At 60.7% G+C, this 16,642-nt stretch carries 16 protein-coding genes; 13 read left to right on the top strand and 3 right to left on the bottom strand.

Going from position 1 to position 16,642, the window contains the following annotated elements; all coding sequences use genetic code 11:
- Positions 1-293 precede the first annotated feature (293 nt).
- The 5 genes from M5C56_RS21190 to M5C56_RS21170 all read left to right on the top strand — a co-directional run bounded on the left by M5C56_RS21190 (position 294) and on the right by M5C56_RS21170 (position 3,650).
- Positions 294-1,100, top strand: a complete 807-nt coding sequence (locus tag M5C56_RS21190) for an SDR family NAD(P)-dependent oxidoreductase (protein WP_103496581.1) — start codon at positions 294-296, stop codon at positions 1,098-1,100.
- A 65-nt stretch (positions 1,101-1,165) separates the two neighbouring features.
- On the top strand, positions 1,166-1,618 hold the full coding sequence (locus M5C56_RS21185; protein ID WP_103496599.1) for a nuclear transport factor 2 family protein: 453 nt from the start codon (positions 1,166-1,168) through the stop codon (positions 1,616-1,618).
- Positions 1,619-1,801: 183 nt separating this feature from the next.
- Positions 1,802-2,098: a YciI family protein gene (locus M5C56_RS21180; RefSeq protein WP_103496582.1), complete on the top strand. Its 297-nt coding sequence runs from the start codon at positions 1,802-1,804 to the stop codon at positions 2,096-2,098.
- Between the two features lie 105 nt (positions 2,099-2,203).
- Positions 2,204-2,983: an SDR family oxidoreductase gene (locus M5C56_RS21175; protein WP_103496583.1), complete on the top strand. Its 780-nt coding sequence runs from the start codon at positions 2,204-2,206 to the stop codon at positions 2,981-2,983.
- Positions 2,984-3,149: 166 nt separating this feature from the next.
- Complete coding sequence (locus M5C56_RS21170; protein ID WP_103496584.1) at positions 3,150-3,650, top strand: phosphate-starvation-inducible PsiE family protein; 501 nt, start codon at positions 3,150-3,152, stop codon at positions 3,648-3,650.
- A gap of 57 nt (positions 3,651-3,707) precedes the next feature.
- Here M5C56_RS21170 and M5C56_RS21165 read toward each other — a convergent pair whose 3' ends face one another.
- Positions 3,708-4,049 (bottom strand): YXWGXW repeat-containing protein, encoded by a 342-nt coding sequence (locus tag M5C56_RS21165; protein WP_103496585.1) that lies wholly within the window; start codon positions 4,047-4,049, stop codon positions 3,708-3,710.
- Between the two features lie 264 nt (positions 4,050-4,313).
- Here M5C56_RS21165 and M5C56_RS21160 point away from each other — a divergent pair, with 264 nt between their 5' ends.
- Both M5C56_RS21160 and M5C56_RS21155 read left to right on the top strand, forming a co-directional pair.
- A complete protein-coding gene (locus M5C56_RS21160) occupies positions 4,314-5,852 on the top strand; it encodes a DUF1800 domain-containing protein (protein ID WP_103496586.1) in 1,539 nt (512 codons plus the stop codon).
- Between the two features lie 28 nt (positions 5,853-5,880).
- Positions 5,881-7,080: a DUF1501 domain-containing protein gene (locus tag M5C56_RS21155; RefSeq protein ID WP_103496587.1), complete on the top strand. Its 1,200-nt coding sequence runs from the start codon at positions 5,881-5,883 to the stop codon at positions 7,078-7,080.
- A 7-nt stretch (positions 7,081-7,087) separates the two neighbouring features.
- Here the strand turns inward: M5C56_RS21155 and M5C56_RS21150 are convergent, their stop codons facing one another.
- Both M5C56_RS21150 and M5C56_RS21145 read right to left on the bottom strand, forming a co-directional pair.
- Entirely contained in the window at positions 7,088-7,453 is a 366-nt protein-coding gene (locus M5C56_RS21150; RefSeq protein WP_103496588.1) for a DUF3509 domain-containing protein, read from the bottom strand.
- A gap of 158 nt (positions 7,454-7,611) precedes the next feature.
- Positions 7,612-9,000 carry a PLP-dependent aminotransferase family protein gene (locus M5C56_RS21145; RefSeq protein WP_103496589.1) on the bottom strand — a complete coding sequence of 463 codons (1,389 nt, stop codon included), beginning with the start codon at positions 8,998-9,000 and terminating at the stop codon, positions 7,612-7,614.
- Positions 9,001-9,146: 146 nt separating this feature from the next.
- Here M5C56_RS21145 and M5C56_RS21140 point away from each other — a divergent pair, with 146 nt between their 5' ends.
- From M5C56_RS21140 to M5C56_RS21115, 6 genes are all read left to right on the top strand, one after another.
- Positions 9,147-10,346, top strand: coding sequence for a benzoate/H(+) symporter BenE family transporter (locus M5C56_RS21140; RefSeq protein WP_103496600.1), 1,200 nt, complete (start codon positions 9,147-9,149; stop codon positions 10,344-10,346).
- 299 nt (positions 10,347-10,645) lie between these two features.
- Positions 10,646-11,059 (top strand): HPF/RaiA family ribosome-associated protein, encoded by a 414-nt coding sequence (locus M5C56_RS21135; RefSeq protein WP_103496590.1) that lies wholly within the window; start codon positions 10,646-10,648, stop codon positions 11,057-11,059.
- 270 nt (positions 11,060-11,329) lie between these two features.
- On the top strand, positions 11,330-11,920 hold the full coding sequence (locus tag M5C56_RS21130) for a sigma-70 family RNA polymerase sigma factor (protein WP_103496601.1): 591 nt from the start codon (positions 11,330-11,332) through the stop codon (positions 11,918-11,920).
- Positions 11,917-12,906: a FecR family protein gene (locus M5C56_RS21125; protein WP_247263313.1), complete on the top strand. Its 990-nt coding sequence runs from the start codon at positions 11,917-11,919 to the stop codon at positions 12,904-12,906. The genes M5C56_RS21130 and M5C56_RS21125 overlap by 4 nt, the downstream gene beginning before the upstream one ends.
- Before the next feature lie 114 nt (positions 12,907-13,020).
- Complete coding sequence (locus M5C56_RS21120; protein ID WP_103496603.1) at positions 13,021-15,471, top strand: TonB-dependent receptor; 2,451 nt, start codon at positions 13,021-13,023, stop codon at positions 15,469-15,471.
- Positions 15,471-16,520: a hypothetical protein gene (locus tag M5C56_RS21115; protein ID WP_103496591.1), complete on the top strand. Its 1,050-nt coding sequence runs from the start codon at positions 15,471-15,473 to the stop codon at positions 16,518-16,520. The genes M5C56_RS21120 and M5C56_RS21115 overlap by 1 nt, the downstream gene beginning before the upstream one ends.
- Positions 16,521-16,642 lie beyond the last annotated feature (122 nt).

Here is a 16,642-nt window from a genome sequence, read left to right as displayed (position 1 = left end):
AAATTTAATTCCTCCTTTTTGGGGGGTATTTCCAGTATCCAGGCACCCCAGTCTAGTGAGCCGATCACGCCACGACAACGACAGATCGCGCCAATATGCCAGTGCGATCTTGGCGGGTTTTGCAGTCATATAGGCGTGTTAGGCGAGTGCCAAATTGTGGTATCCCCAGCAATCTATATGTCATCCGGGGTCCGGGAGCGTCCGTTCGATGAAGTTATCGATGCGACAAATCCCGACCTGCCGGAACCAACCGCGTACTTGAAGGGATGAGACCTCCCATTACTGGTAGACATATGAAAAAGACAATCCTGATCACTGGTGCATCGTCCGGCTTTGGATTGAGGCTGGCGAAAAACCTGCACCAGCAAGGTTTTAATGTCATCGGCACCAGCCGTACACCCGAAAAACACGCAGCGCAACTGCCGTTCAAATTGCTTGAACTGGATGTTGATAATGATGTTTCTATCAGACGGTTTACGGAAAATTTGTTCCAATACATTAAGCATTTGGACGTTCTGGTAAATAACGCCGGTTACATGGTCACTGGTATCGCAGAAGAAACGCCTATGGAGCTTGGTCATCAACAGTTTGAGACCAATTTTTGGGGCACTGTCAAGGTGACCAATGCCTTGCTCCCCTATTTCAGACGTCAAAAGCAGGGGCAGATAATTACTGTCAGCTCTATCGTCGGTTTGATTGGTCCGCCGAATCTTTCATTTTACACAGCCTCTAAGCACGCGGTTCAAGGTTACTTCAAATCTCTGCGTTTTGAGCTGGATCAATTCAACATAAAAGTCAACATGGTCGAGCCGGTATGGTTTAAGACCAATTTGGCTGTCAATGCGATTTCTGTAACAAACAACCGCATTGCTGACTATGACGCTTATCGGACGAAAGTCAACGCGGCCACGCAGAAGGGCATTGATGACGCCGAGGAACCAGGCGCCGTTGTGGAAAAAATCAGAACGCTCATTGAAGCCAAGAGCTCCAAATTCAGTAATCCGGTAGGGAAAATGACTGGCATGATTCTTTTTCTGCAAAGCTACATGCCTAAAATGTTTGAAGGCTCAATATTGAAGAGCGTGCAGTCGGCAAAGTAAGCCAATCCAAACTTAATACCTGACATAGGCAATGTCCCCCTGGATATATAGAACCGGAGATGAAAATGAAGAAAATTGACCAGCATACTGCACATTCTATCCAAACAGCTCGGCCACATGCGGCCGCCCAGGCAGGAATCAAGGAGTGGCATCGCATCGTTGCCGAGTCAGATTGGAAAGAGCTTCCAAGCTTGCTCGCCGAGGACGTTGTCTTTCGCAATCCATCTACCTTCGAACCCTCTCAAGGTAAGGGCCCAATGCACGTGATTCTGCCTGCGGTGTTCAGCGTTCTCGAAAACTTTGAATATCACAGGCACTTCGGTAGTGAAACAGGCTACGTACTGGAGTTCAGTGCGACTATAGGCGATGACCGTGTAACGGGTGTCGACCTTATTGAGTTCAATGATGAGGGCAAGATTGCTGACTTCATGGTAATGATGCGACCAGCAGGCGTCGTGCTGGCATTATCCGTTGAGGTGGGCAAGCGAATTGCTGCTATTCCAGTTGCTGTCGAGTGAGTAAGCTTTTTTAAGTCGGGCCCGATAGTCTGCTCATCATATCTGGCGTGCCCCAAAGCCAATCGGTTTGGCTTTTCAAGTCGCGGCTGCACTTTTAATTTGCGAACGGCCGGAGCGCGAGTTGTACTCCATGGCAGCACTTCGCCTGGAAAAACTCTTTTCTATATATCGCGGAGCCAAGGCATGAAATATTTTTTGTGTAAATTCATTCCTCCTCGCGCAGACTTCCTGGCAACCATGTCTAGCAATGAGCGGGAGTGGATGAAGCAGCATGGTGTGTATATGAATGACCTGCTCAATAAAGGATTGATTGTCGCTCACGGTCCTGTAATAGATGAGGCGGGAGGTTATGGCGTCTCACTTTACCAACTTGCTGACGACCAGGATGTTATTGAGTTGACATCGCAAGACCCCATCATCAAGAACGGAGTTGGCCATTACGAGCACTGCACCATGCTGCACCTGACAGCGCGTCCTTGACCCCCCCCATGTACGTCGCAATACCAATTTACCATACGACTTTATAAACGCTAGTAATTTACAAATTACAGTGCAGGACATTGTAATTTTATGAGGAATCTTTTTATGTCGACCGCCCTTATCACCGGCGCCTCAAGCGGCATTGGTGCAATCTATGCACGCCGCTTGGCAGCGCGAGGCCATGACCTGGTGCTTGTCGCTCGTGCCACTGATCGACTCAATGCGCTTGCATCCGAGTTGCGCGATGCGCATGGTGTTTCAGTTGAAGTCATCACTGCCGACTTGACCGACTCGATCCAACTTGACCCTGTTCTGAAGCGCCTGCGCAGCGTACCAGTGATCGATATCTTGGTGAATAACGCTGGGGCGGCACTGGTCGGTGACTTTGCCTGCGCTGAGCCTGACAAGATGCAAACCTTGCTGCGCCTCAACGTCGTCGCTCCAACCCTGCTTGCCTCTGCCGTCATCGATAATATGCTGGCGCGTGGCAACGGCTCGATCATCAACATTGCTTCGGTGTTGGCGCTGCTACCGGAGTATTCTCATGGGATCTATGCAGCCACCAAGGCCTACGTGCTGACGCTGTCGCAAAGCCTGGCGGCCGAAGTTTCAGCAAAAGGGGTGTACGTGCAAGCTGTACTGCCCGCGGCAACGCGCACTGAAATATATGAGCGAGCGGGTGGTGACATCAGCAAGGTGCCAGACGTCATGGAAGTAGAGGCTTTGGTGGATGCTGCGTTGCTCGGCTTTGATCGCCGGGAGTTGGTGACAATTCCTCCTGTGCCTGAAGTGGCCGCCTGGGAGGCTTTCGAGCAGGCAAGGAGTGTTCTCGCTTCCGGCTTTAGCAACTCCGAGCCAGCAGAGCGTTATCGATCCTCAGTATGAATAGTTAGAACTGCATTGCGTGGTGGTCGAGTCATGGATAAGCGCCGGCCACCTACTATCATCTCACCCCTGTCTCTGGCCTTTTTTCTGCATGCTTGTGCAGAGAGGGACAACAGTCATCTTCCACCCGCATCATTCGATCAAGCCGAACCAAGGAATCTGTACCGTGAAAATCAATTGGGCCGAGAACCTGCGACAGAACGTGCATCAGGTGGCCGAATCCCTGGGCAACCTGTTCGTCGAGTCGTTTCATTACCTGGCGCTGTTCGCCATTGGCGGGGTGACTGCCTGGGCGGCGGTGATGGAGTTCCTGACGATGATCGAAGAGGGTCATCTGAAGATCGACGACATCCTGCTGCTGTTCATCTACCTCGAACTGGGGGCGATGGTGGGGATCTACTTCAAGACCAACCATATGCCGGTGCGCTTCCTGATCTACGTGGCGATCACCGCGCTGACCCGGCTGCTGATCTCCAACGTGTCGCACCACAATCCACCGGACATGGGCGTGGTTTACCTTTCCGGTGCGATCCTGTTGCTGGCGCTGGCGATCCTGGTGGTGCGCTATGCCTCGTCGCAGTTTCCGTCGGTGAAGATCGAGCACCCGCAACGCAAGACCGGCGAGGGCTCCAGCGAGCATCCGGAAGTGGAGAAGGGCGAGCTTTGAACCCCCTGCAGGAGCGAGCAAGCTCGCTCCTGCAGGAAAAGGAAGCCTATCGGTGGATCAGTTGATCCAGGCCCCGGCACGCAAATGCCAGCCATCGTTATGCCGTTCCCAGTGCGGGTGTACATAGCGATAACCCTGGCGCACCGGTTCCCAATGACCGTGCATCGCTACATAGCGTCGCCCGTCCCAATGCCAGTAACCCCGTGCCCAGATAAATCCAGGGCGATAGGCCGGCTCCACTTCGATCACTTCCTGCGGTGGTGGCTGCGGAGCCACCACTTCCACGTATTGCGGCGCGGGCCGTTCGACCACCACCTGGCGATCGTGAACCACGCGTTCCTGTACGCAACCGGAAGCCGCCACGACTACCGCTGCAAGTGCTGCGTAACGTAAAAACATGTTGCCTCCTCGGGATGGTCCGCCCACGGCACGCGCCTGGCGAACGGATCGTTGCCGTGTTTTCTCACCGGCTACGCTTGTTGTAACAGTATGTATCTGTCCGGTTCCTGAACCCGACACAGTCTTTTTGCGGCAAGAGCCGCTTGTCACAGACCTCTGGCAGGATAGAACTGAATGCGCATTTGTCAGCATTGGTACAGCCAGTTCGACAGACACTGGGGATGAAAGGATTACTGCCGTTCTCACCTTTGGAAGCCTCTTGATATGCCAGTACCGGGTGCTGTTCTACGTTGTCTGGGGTTGTCGGTGTGTCTGGCGGCGGGCCTTCCCGTCGTCGCCGTGGCGGCACCTGTCGTGCCGTTGAGTCCCGCCGATTCGGCCTGGCTGCGGCGCGATGGTTACGACCTGGACGCGGCGAACGTCGCGCGCTTTCGGGCCATGGGCCGTAGCGGCTTGCTCGAGGCGCAACTGAGCGACCGTATTCGTGACCCGTTGCCGCCGGGTATCGACGCACAATTGCGGGCCTTCCCGATCCTTGCGCAACCGCTGCAGGCTACCTTGCTCGCCTTCAAGCAGGGCCAGGAGCAACTGCAGTCGATGCCGGACGGCGATGCCAAGGCCGATGCCAAGAAGACCCAGCAGCAACAGCTCAATGACGCCGCCGACCAGGCCCGGCAAATCACCCTGCTGCGGGCGGTCTATGGCAGCAACCAGCTCAAGGAGCAGATGGTCGGCTTCTGGCTCAATCACTTCAGCGTGTTTGCCGGCAAGGGCGCGGTACGCCTGATGGCGGCGGACTACGAAGAGCAGGTGATCCGCCCGCATGCCCTGGGCAAGTTCAGGGATCTGGTCCTGGCGACCCTGAAGAGTCCGGCCATGCTGGAGTTTCTCGACAATGCCCAGAACGCCAATGGCAAGGTCAACGAAAACTACGCCCGCGAACTGATGGAACTGCACACCCTGGGGGTCGGTTCCGGCTACACCCAGCAGGATGTCCAGCAACTGGCGCTGATCCTTACCGGTGCCGGGGTGCGGCCGCTGGATGGCCGGGTGCAGAAGTTCGGGCCCCGGGTGGCGCCGTTGGTGGTGAATGACGGGATGTTCCAGTTCAATCCCAAGCGCCATGACTTCTCCGACAAGGTGCTGCTGGGCGAATCGATCCAGGGCAGCGGTTTCGATGAAATCACCCAGGCGGTGAACCTGATCACCCGGCAGAAAGCCTGTGCGCAATTCATCTCGCGCAAACTGGCGCAATACTTTGTCGCCGACCAGCCGCCGCAGTCCCTGGTGGACCGCATGAGCGTGACCTTCCAGCGCAGTGATGGCGATATCGCCCAGGTGTTGCGCACGCTCTTCGAGTCGCCGGAACTGCTGCAAAGCGCCGGAAAAAAATTCAAGGACCCGACCCAGTTCGTGGTCTCGGCGGTACGCCTGGCTTACGACGGCAAGCCCATCGCCAATCCACGGCCGATGCTCAACTGGCTCAATCAGTTGGGGGAACCGGTGTTCGGCCGGCAGACCCCGGACGGCTGGCCGTTGGACGCCGCTGGTTGGGCCAGCTCGGGGCAGATGTCGAAGCGTTTCGAAATCGCCCGGTCCATCGGCTCGGGCTACAACAAGTTGTTTACCCCTGAAGGCAGTGACAAGGCTCAGGGCGGTTTCCCCATGATCACCACGCCGTTGTATTACGAGGCCATCGGCCCGCATCTGTCGGCCGCCACCACAGCCGCGCTGAATCAGGCCACCTCGCCGCAGGAATGGAACACCTTCCTGTTGTCTTCACCGGACTTCAACAACCGTTAACGTCGTGCTCTTCAAGGAAGGTGCAGTGATGAATCGTCGAGACTTTCTGGTCGCATCAGCGGTCGCCGCCGCGACCCTGCCGACCTTGTCGTTCTCCGGCAAGTTGTTCGCCGCTCCCGCGTCGGCACCGCGTTTTCTGATGGTGTTCCTGCGTGGCGGCTACGACTGCAACAACCTGCTGGTGCCCTATGCCAGCGATTTCTACTACGAGTCGCGGCCGACCCTGGCGATTGCCCGGCCCGACCCGCACAACCCCAACAGCGCCATTGCTCTCGACGGCCATTGGGGGCTAAACCCGGTGTTGCACGATTCGCTCTATCCGCTCTGGCAACGCAAGCAGCTCGCCTTCGTGCCCTTTGCCGGCACCGACGACCTGTCGCGCAGCCATTTCGAAACCCAGGACAATATCGAGGCCGGGCTGGCCGGCGACCAGCATGGGCACTATGGCTCGGGCTTTCTCGCCCGTTTGGCCGGGGCCATGCCCGGCAGTGCGCCGATTGCCTTTACCGACGCCTTGCCCCTGAGTTTCCAGGGCGGTCGGGATATTCCCAATCTGTCGTTGCGTGGGGTTTCAAAACCGGTGTTCGACGAGCGCCAGTCCTCGATCCTCGCCTCGATGTACAAAGGTACGACGCTGGCCGCACCGGTAACCGACGGCCTGCAACTGCGCCAGCAAGTGTCGAAGGACCTGCAGGATGAAATGACCAAGGCCGGGCGTGGTGCGCAGACGGCGCAGAACTTCGCCGCGGAAACCCGGCGTATCGCCACCCTGATGCGCGATCAGTATCGACTGGGTTTCGTCGATGTCGGCGGCTGGGATACCCACGTCAACCAGGGCGGCGCCCAGGGTCAGCTGTCCAACAACCTGGCAAACCTGGGGCAGGGCCTCGCGGCCTTTGCCGATGCCATGGGCGATCAGTGGAAGGACACCACCGTGGTGGTGGTCTCGGAGTTTGGTCGCACCTTTCGCGAGAACGGTAATCGCGGCACCGATCATGGCCATGGCACGGTCTACTGGGTGCTGGGCGGCAGCGTGCACGGTGGGCGCATCGTCGGCGAGCAAGTGGCAGTGGCGCCGGGCAGCCTGTTGCAGAACCGCGACTATCCGGTGCTGAACAACTACCGCGATTTGCTGGGCGGCCTGTTGGGCCGCACCTGGGGTTTGTCCACTGCGCAACTTCAGAGCGTTTTTCCCGGCGCACGCCCCAATGGGTTGCAGTTGGTGTAGCGGCTGCTTAACGAACCGGCAGCGTCACTACCCGTCCGGTCGGTGTGACCGGGCGCCCGACACGATGGCCGGCACCGCTCCAGACCGGTGCCGGGAGCGTTCCCAGCTTGAGGCTGTCGCTGTCGGTCATGGCCGTGAGGATATCCATCGCGCTGTGCCCCTGCTCGATGGCGATGCCGAACTGAACGCTCTGGATCAGGCGTTTCAGTCGTCTGGGATCATTGCGTTGCTCGGCGCTGATCATCCGTTTGGCCACCACGCCATCGGCGTTGGACAGGGTCAGCATGACGTCGCCGTCCAGTCCCTGGAGGCTGAGGTTGACTCGGTATTCGGGCTGGAAAGCCTCGTTGATCAACTGAAAGGGGTTATCCATGTGTGTCACCACTCTGATCGAAACCTGCATTCATTGACTGCGCGCCGGGCGGGTTGGTTCGTCGCTTCCGGACCGGCGGCAGATCGGTGCCCTGACCTCATGTCGGGGCACAACTACACCATTTGAATTTGCAAGGCTTGTGCCGGGTAAACGACCGTTCAGTAGAAACGTCGCGGGTCGGCGTCGATCAGGCTGGCCAGCTTGGTCAGGGCGAAACGCAGTTCGTCGCGGCTGGTGGGTGACATCAGCACGATCCGCACGCTGCGGGTATGCCCAAGGCGCTCGGCCTGGAACTGTGTGCCGCTGAGCACCAGCACGCCGTTGGCCCGCGCCAGCAGGGTGAACTCATCGCCGCTCCAGGGCTCGGGCAAGGTCAGCCACAGATGATAACTGTGGGGCTGGGTGGTGATCTGCAAGCCGTGGAAGACTTCGGCGGCGATGGCCTGGCGCGCGGCCGCCTCGGCGCGCTGGACCGCGACCAACCGAGTGTCCAGCCCTTCGCTGAGCATCATGCTGGCCAGTTGAGCAGTCAGCGGCGAGGGCATCCAGATACTGCTGCGCACCATCGACGTCAGGCGCGACAGCAGTTTCGGCGGGCTGTACAGGTAGCCGATGCGCAGGGCCGGCATCACCGATTTCGACAGGCTGGTGAGGTACACCGAACGCTCCGGGGCGTAGCTGGACAGCGGTCTGATCGACGGATCGTTGGCGAGGAAACCGTAGATATCGTCGTCGATAATGATGAAATCGAACTCTTCGGCAATCGCCGCGATCTGCGCCCGGCGCGCCGCCGACATGATCGCCGTGGTCGGGTTCTGGCAGGTGGCGACACAGATCAGCAGCGCCGGTTTTTCCCGTAGGCAACGCTCGCGCAGGGCCTCGGGAATGATCCCTTCCGCGTCCATTTCCACACCGCCTAGCCGGCGCTCCAGGCCATGGGCCAGGGAGATGATGCCGGGGTAGCAGAGCGCTTCGCAGAGCACCAGGTCGCCGCTGTTGCTCAGGGCACTCATGGCGACCATCAGCCCATGTTGCGCACCGGCGGTGATCACCACCTGTTGCCATTGCGCATCCGGCACCGACTGGCGCAACCACTGCGCGCCGGCCTCGCGGTGGGCAGGGTGGCCGCCGTCGGGGGCATAGTCCAGGGCGCGGGCGAAATCCGCGTCGTTGGCCATGTTCACCAGGGCATCGCGCAGCTCGTGTTCGAGGGGCTCGCCGTGGGGCTTGATGATCGACAGGTCGAGCAGGTCGGTCGGCCCCGGCGCCAGCAATGCCGGCGCCTGTTGGCGGGTCGGCATCGGTGCGCCCTGTTCCAGCACATAGGTGCCGCGTCCGACTTCGCCCTGCACCAGCTTGCGCCGCTGCGCCTCGCTGTAGGCGCGGCTGATGGTACCGGGCGTGACCTCCAGCGCCTGGGCCAGTTCACGCAGGGTCGGCAGGCGGCTGCCGGTTTTCAGCGTACCGCTGGCGATATCCCGCGCCAGCGCGTCGGCGATGGACAGGTACACCGGTTGGTTGAAGTCGCTGAGCCGAGGAACCCACATGCTTGATGGCTACCGATCCTGAAAAGTGCGGGCAAGCTTATCACAGGGTGTATGAATCAAAATTGATTCTATTGAATCGAATCAATTTATGCGGTTATATGCGCATCAATCGACTCAATGACTTCCACCTCCAGGTACCGACGCTTATGAGCAGCCTCAGACAGGACTTTTCGTTATCCGCGGTGATCGCCGGTTTTATCGCCGTGGTCATTTCCTACGCCGGCCCGCTGATCATCGTGTTCCAGGCGGCGTCCCAGGCCCATCTGTCCGGCGACCAGGTGTCGTCGTGGATCTGGGCGATTTCCATCGGCAGCGGCGTCACCGGCCTGCTGTTGAGCTGGCGCCTGCGGATCCCGGTGATCACCGCCTGGTCGACCCCCGGTGCGGCGCTGCTGGTATCGATGCTGCCGACGGTGTCATTCGCCGAAGCGATCGGCGCCTATGTGGTGGCGTCGGTGATCATCCTCGTGGTCGGGCTGTCGGGAGCCTTCGACAAGTTGATGAGCCGCCTGCCCAAGGCGATTGCCGCGGCGATGCTGGCGGGGATCCTGTTTCGCTTCGGTGCCGAGCTGTTCACCTCGATCCGCCTGCAACCGGCGCTGGTGTTGTCGATGATCGCTGTCTACCTGGTGTGCAAGCGCTTTTCGCCGCGCTACGCGATTCTCTCGGTGTTGATCGTCGGCTGTGGTTTCGCCGCGCTGATGGGCGAGTTGAACCAGGGGGCGATCACCGTGGCGGTGGCCCATCCGATCTTCACCGCGCCCGAGTGGAGCTGGCACGCGATCATCAATATCGGCCTGCCGCTGGCCCTGGTGACCCTGACCGGCCAGCACGTGCCGGGCATGGCCGTGTTGCGCACCGCCGGTTATACCCAGCCGGCCCGGCCGATGATTTCGCTGACGGCGGTGGGCGCGGTGTTGCTGGCACCGTTCGGTGCCCATGGCCTCAATCTGGCGGCGATCACGGCGGCCATCTGCACTGGTCGCGAGGCCCACGAAAACCGCGACAAGCGTTATATCGCCGGCATCGCCTGCGGGGTTTTCTACATCCTGATGGGCACCTTTGGCGCGACCCTGGCCTCGGTGTTCGGCGCCTTGCCCAAGGAGTTGATCGCGTCCCTGGCCGGGCTGGCGCTGTTCGGCGCGATCAGTGCCGGGCTCACGGGGGCCATGGCCGAGGAGAAACAGCGGGAAGCGGCGCTGATCACCTTTCTGGTGACCGCTTCAGGCATGAGTTACCTGGGGTTGGCGGCGGCGTTCTGGGGATTGATCTTCGGCCTGGTGGCGCATTTCGTGCTGAGCTACACCCGTGAACGCAAGGTGGTGCCAGGGTTGCGCGAGGCTTGATGTGTTCGAGTGCCGGACAAGGATGTCCGCTGCTTCAAGGCGTTTTGGCCGAGCTTGTAGTGGGGCTTTTTCAGGAAGGTTGTTGCAGGAAATGACAGGAAAGCGACTCGACCCAACTCCCGACATTAACAGCGCTTTACCAGCTTGTCCGGCTATTTCGTCGGATAATTATTTATCTTTTCAAAGGGGTTGAATTGTTTTTCCAACTGCCCAACTCTGTCATCAAGAGGTCATGTTCAGCACGCCTTCAGGCGCTGCCGACGAGTCTCTTACTAGCTAGCTGAAATAAGGGAATAACTATGCAAATCCAAGTCAATAGTGATAACCATATTCAAAGCAGCATTCGACTGGAGGAGTGGGTCCGGACGAGCGTAGAGACCGCGCTCGAACGTTATGAAGAAGACCTGACACGGGTCGAAGTTCACCTGGCGGACGAGAACGGCGACAAGCCGGGTCCCCACGATATGCGCTGCCAGATGGAAGCGCGGCCAAAAGGCCATCAACCGATTTCGGTCACCCATAAAGCCGATACGCTGGAACAGGCGATCGATGGCGCGGCCACCAAACTGGAACATGCACTGGAGCATCTGTTCGGCAAACTGCAAGCCAAACGCGCGACCGCCATCAAGGGCGAGCGCCGCGACCTGGGAGACGCACTGCTGGAAGAGGAGTTCGAAGAGAAAGAACGTGTACGGCTGGCCGCTAACGGCTGATCTTCAACACTGACCATGACGGGCCTGCATTTGCAGGCCCGTTTTCGTTGTGCTCCATTCAATGATTGGCCCGGAACCCGACCCGTCCGCCAGCCTTATTCAGCGCTGAACAACCGTTCGGCTCGTCAACGCTCAATGTCCTTGTGCCACCACGGCTCGTCGGATGTCTTTGCGCATGAGAATTTTTATCATTAATATTGGCGTCCTTTCCGCTGGCCCACTGCTGCTCGGCGGCTGACTGTTGCTGGGAGTGTCGTGATGAACCTGGCCATGCGCCCCCCCGAGAACCCGGATGCCGAGAGGACCGAGTTGCACGCCGGTCGCGCGCACTTCTTGCAAGTGTTCCTGTCCCAGCGTTCGCAGATGGAGGCGCTGGTCAGCCGCCGGGTCGGTTGTCGGGCGACGGCGGCGGACCTGGTCCAGGACCTCTTCCTGCGTTTCTGGCGTCGGCCCCTGGTGCAGGTGGAGGAGCTGAGCACCTACCTGCTGCGCTGCGCCGGCAACATTGCCATCGACCATTTGCGTAGCGAGGGTGTTCGCGTGCGGGTCAATGAAGGCTGGCTGCCCGAGCAGCAGGATAACCAGGGCTGCGAGCCCGAGGCGGCCCTGGAGGCCGGTAACGATCTGCGTCATGTCGAGGCGGCGCTGCGCAGCCTGCCGGAGCGCACCCGGCAGATTTTCCTGCTCAACCGGATCCATGGTCGCAAGTACACCGAGATCGCCAAGGTCATGGGCCTCTCGAAAAGTGCCGTGGAAAAACACATGATGCGTGCCCTTGAGGCTTGCAAGGCCAGTCTGCGAGAGCCTTCGGCCGGGCATCGAGCGCCATCCGCCACACGTCTGCCAGGGAAAGCATCGTGATCCATTCTTCCAGCATTGCCGTGACACCCGACCAGGAACAGGCCGCCCTGGCCTGGCTCAGCCTGTTGCACAATCAACCGAGCCGGGGTGACCAGGCGCGCTTCAGTCTCTGGCTGCAAGCCGATCCGGCCCATGTCGAGGCCTATGCCCAGGCCCAGGTGCTCTGGGAACTGAGCGAAGTGCCGGCGAGTACCTTGGCCAAAGAAGAGGCCGTGGCCTTGCAAGGTCTGCTCGCGGCCATGGACCGGCCCAAGCCGGCAACGCGCTGGCGCTGGTCGGCGGGCCTGGCCATGGCCGCCTGCCTGCTGCTGACAGTGTCCATGGGCCTGGGTTTCGAGCCCGGTCGTTGGCTCGATGACCGCGGCGCCGACTATGTGTCGGTGCCGGGGCAGGTGCGCACGGTGACCCTGGCCGATCATTCCGAAGTCACCCTGGACACCGACAGTGCGATCTCCGTGGATTTCAGCGCGGGCGAACGGCATGTCCGGCTGCGTCGCGGCTCGGCGTTTTTCCAGGTGACCCATACCGGCGAGCCCTTTGTGGTGGATGCGCAGGGGGGCGAGGCGCGGGTGCTCGGCACGCAGTTCGAAGTGCGCCTGCAACCGGGTGGTGCGCGGGTGACGGTGTTGTCCGGACGGGTCGGGGTTCGCGCGAGTGCGGGCGCGCCGCAGCAGATTCTCGGTGCCAACCAGCAAGTGGCCTATGCCGACGGTTCGGCGCAACCGTTGCATCCGGTGAACAGCGACCAGTTGCTGGCTTGGCGCCAGGGTTGGCTGAACTATTCGAAAGCCAGCGTCGCCGAGGTGGTCCAGGACCTGGGCCGGTATTATCCGGGACGGATCCTGGTATTCAACGACAGCCTGGCGGCACGGCGGATCAGCGGCAGTTTTCCGAACAAGGATCCGCGGGCGGTGCTCGATTCGTTGCAAGGCGTGCTGGGCTTTGAACAGCACAGTCTGCTGGGTCGGGTCATCGTCTTGCGCTGACCCGAGAAAATATTTTCAAAATAAAGGTGAGGTAAACGCGAAGCCCATCCGTGTAGTGGTTGAAAGTGCGATTCATTCGCATTAATGATTTCTCTACGTATGGGTCAGGCACACATGAAGTCCAGGGCAAAATCGGTGGCAGGCAGTTCGGTCAAGCGGTGGTTCGGCGCGTCGGCGCTGGCGGTATCGGGGTTGGCCTTGCTGCCCCCGGGCGTGGCCCTGGCAGCCGAGTCCGCGGCGCAGCACAGCGCGCAGTTCACCTTCGCCATTGCCGCCAAACCGCTGCCCCAGGCCCTGAACGACTTCAGTCGGGTGACCGGCCTGAGCGTGGTCTACACCGACGAAGCCGCCTACGGTCACCAGGCCCCGGCGATCAACGGGCAGATGAGCGCCGAGCAGGCCATGCAACAGCTGCTGAGCAACTCCGGTTTCACCTTCCGCCGCACCGACGACCACACCCTGGCCCTCGAACCCGTGCCGACCCAGGGCGCCCTGAACCTCGGCGCCACCACCATCAACGGCACCCCGCAGGCGTCCTCCACCAGCTACCAGCCGCCACAGGTCACCTCGGTGGCCCGTTCCAGCGCCTCGCTGCAGGAAATCCCCCAGACCATCAACGTGGTCTCGGCCCAGGTCCTGCGCGACCAGACCCCGCGCAACCTTGATGACGCGCTGAACAACATCAGCAGCATCACCCAGGCCAACACCCTCGGCAGCACCCAGGACGCGGTGATGATTCGTGGCTTCGGCGACAACCGTAACGGTTCGATCATGCAGGACGGCATGCCGCTGGTGCAGGGCCGCGCGCTGAACGCCACCACCGATCGGGTCGAAGTGCTCAAGGGCCCGGCCTCCCTGCTCTACGGCATCCAGGACCCGGGCGGGGTGGTCAACCTGGTCAGCAAGAAACCCCAGTTGGAGCAGTACAACGCCGTGACCCTGCGCGGCTCGACCTACGGCGCCGGCAAGAACGGCAGCGGCGGCAGCCTCGACAGCACCGGCGCCCTCGGCGATTCCGGGTTGGCCTACCGCATGGTCCTCGACCGTGAAGACGAAGATTACTGGCGCGACTTCGGTGCCCACCGCGAGACCCTGATCGCCCCGTCCCTGGCCTGGTTCGGCGAGACCACCAAGCTGCTGCTGTCCTACGAGCACCGCGAGTTCCTGACCCCGTTCGACCGTGGCACGGCCATCGACCCGCGGACCAACCACCCCTTGGCCATCCCCAAGGATCGCCGGTTGGATGAGCCGTTCAACAACATGGAAGGCCGTTCCGACCTGGTCCATTTCGAAGCCGACCACGACCTGAACGACAGCTGGAAAGCGCACCTCGGCTACAGCTGGAACCGCGAAACCTACGATGCCAGCCAGGTCCGGGTGGTTTCGGTCAACCCGGCCAACGGCACCCTGGTGCGCAGCATGGACGGCACCAAAGGCGCTCTGACCACCGACCGCTTCACCACCGCCAGCCTCGAAGGCAAGGTCGATGTGGCCGGCATGCAGCATGACCTGGTGTTCGGCATGGACGACGAGTACCGCAAGATCTACCGCTCCGACCTGATCCGCCAGAGCCCGCTGAACACCTTCAGCTACCTGGACCCGATCTACGGACGCGAAGTCCCGGGCTCCACCGTCAGCCCCAAGGACAGCGACCAGACCGACCTGCTGCGCAGCGACTCGCTGTTCGCCCAGGACTCGATCCACCTCAACGACCAGTGGATCCTGGTCGCCGGCGGTCGCTACCAGATGTATGACCAGTTCGCGGGCAAGGGCCGGCCGTTCCAGGTCAACACCAACGGCAATGGCGAGAAGTTCGTGCCGCGCGCCGGCCTGGTGTATCGCTACACCGACGAGCTGTCGTTCTATGGTAGCTACACCGAATCCTTCAAGCCCAACTCCACCATCGCCCCGTTGGCGGTGACCAGCAATACCCGCCTGGTGCTGGACGGCTCCCTTGAACCGGAACAATCCAAGGCCTGGGAAATCGGCACCAAGCTGGATATTCCAGGGCGCATCACCGCCACGGCGGCGATCTACGATATCCACAAGCGCAACGTGCTGGTGTCCGTCGCCGACGGCCTGACCACCCAGTACAGCATTGCCGGCCAGGTCCGTTCGCGCGGGCTGGAACTGGATGCCAGCGGTCAGTTGAGCGATCGTTGGAGCCTGATCGGCAGCTACGCCTACACCGATGCCCAGGTCACCAAGGACGCCAATTACCAGGGCAACCGCCTGCAGAACGTGGCGAAGAATGCTGGGTCGCTGTCGGCGGTCTACGACTTCGGTTCGATCATGGGCGGTGGCGACAAGCTGCGGGCCGGCGCCGGCGCGCGTTATATCGGTCATCGCACCGGGGATGCGGCCAACACCTTCGACCTGCCGGGCTACACCGTGGCCGATGCCTTCGCCACCTACGACACCAAGCTCGAAGGGCAGAAGGTCAAGTTCCAGCTCAACGTGAAGAACCTGTTCAACAAGGTCTACTACACCTCGGCGGTCAGCCAGCTGTTCGTCTCCATGGGGGATGCGCGCCAGGTGTCTGTCTCCAGCACCCTGGAGTTTTGATGAAACGAATCAGTGCAGTCCTGCTGGCCCTGACCCTGAGTGGTACCGCCCTGGCGGCACACGGGGAGGGGCGCCTGTACCAGCGTGAGCATCAGGTGACCTTGCCCGGCTCCGGCGACAGTTGGGGATTCGCCGCCCTCGATCCAACCCGGCCCTACCTGTTCCTGGCCCGTCGGGAAAACGGCCTGAGCGTGTTCGACGTGGCGAAACAGCGCCTAGTGAAAACCCTCGAGCATTCGGCAGGGGCCAACGCCGTGGTGTTCGTGCCCGAACGCAATCGCGTGTTCGTGCTCAATACCGACGGCAGCCTCGGCGTGGTGGAGCTGTCGAGCCTCAAGCTGCTCAAACGCATTCCCGTGGCCCAGAGCAATCTCAACAGCGCGGTGTATGAGCCGCGCAGCGGCCAGGTGATCGTCGTCAGCGGACGGCGGGCGGATCGTTCGACGCTGTTTGTCTTCGACCCGCAACAGGAAAAGATCACCGCCGCCCATGAACTGGACGTGAAGAAGATCGACCCGTTGCTGGTCAAGGGCGATGGCAGTTTCTTCCTGCCGATGCGCGACGAAGGCAAGGTGGCGCGGTTTTCCGCCAGCACCTTCGAAGTGCTCGACAGCTGGAGCTTCGAGGGTTGCCCCAAACCCAGCGCCCTGGCCGAGGACAAGCCCGGACAGCGCCTGTTCGTCGCCTGTCGTGGCGAGCAGCCCCGGCTGATCGTGGCCGACCTGGAGAGCGGCGCGGTCAAGGCCAGCCTGCCGATCACCCGGGACGTCAACGCCCTGGCCTGGGATGCCCGGCAACATCGGCTGATCATCCCCAGCGGGGTGGACGCCAACCTGACGCTGGTGGAACAGACGGACCTCGATCACTACCGTACGCTGGGTAGCGTCAGCACCTTGCCGATGGCCTACAACATGGCGTTCGACCCGCTGAGCGGCAAGGTCTACCTGCCCGCCATGGACTTCACCCTGCCGGCGACCGCCAAGGGCGAAGCCAAGGCCGATCCACTGTTTCACGCCAATAGCTTTTCCGTCACCACCCTGGCGCCCTGAACCACAAACTCTGTCCCCGGAAAACGAATCGCCACGCATGGATTCCGGGGACGGTGTTCCCGCATAATTCCCCCGTTGACTCGCTAAGTACCTTGTTCTTACGTGCCTCCTGAGTGATGAGT

Source organism: Pseudomonas sp. MWU13-2862, from assembly GCF_023242495.1.
Classification (GTDB): Bacteria; Pseudomonadota; Gammaproteobacteria; order Pseudomonadales; family Pseudomonadaceae; genus Aquipseudomonas; species Aquipseudomonas gingeri_D.
The sequence above is the reverse complement of the archived record's forward strand: the minus strand, read 5'-3'. Positions and strand labels throughout refer to the sequence as shown.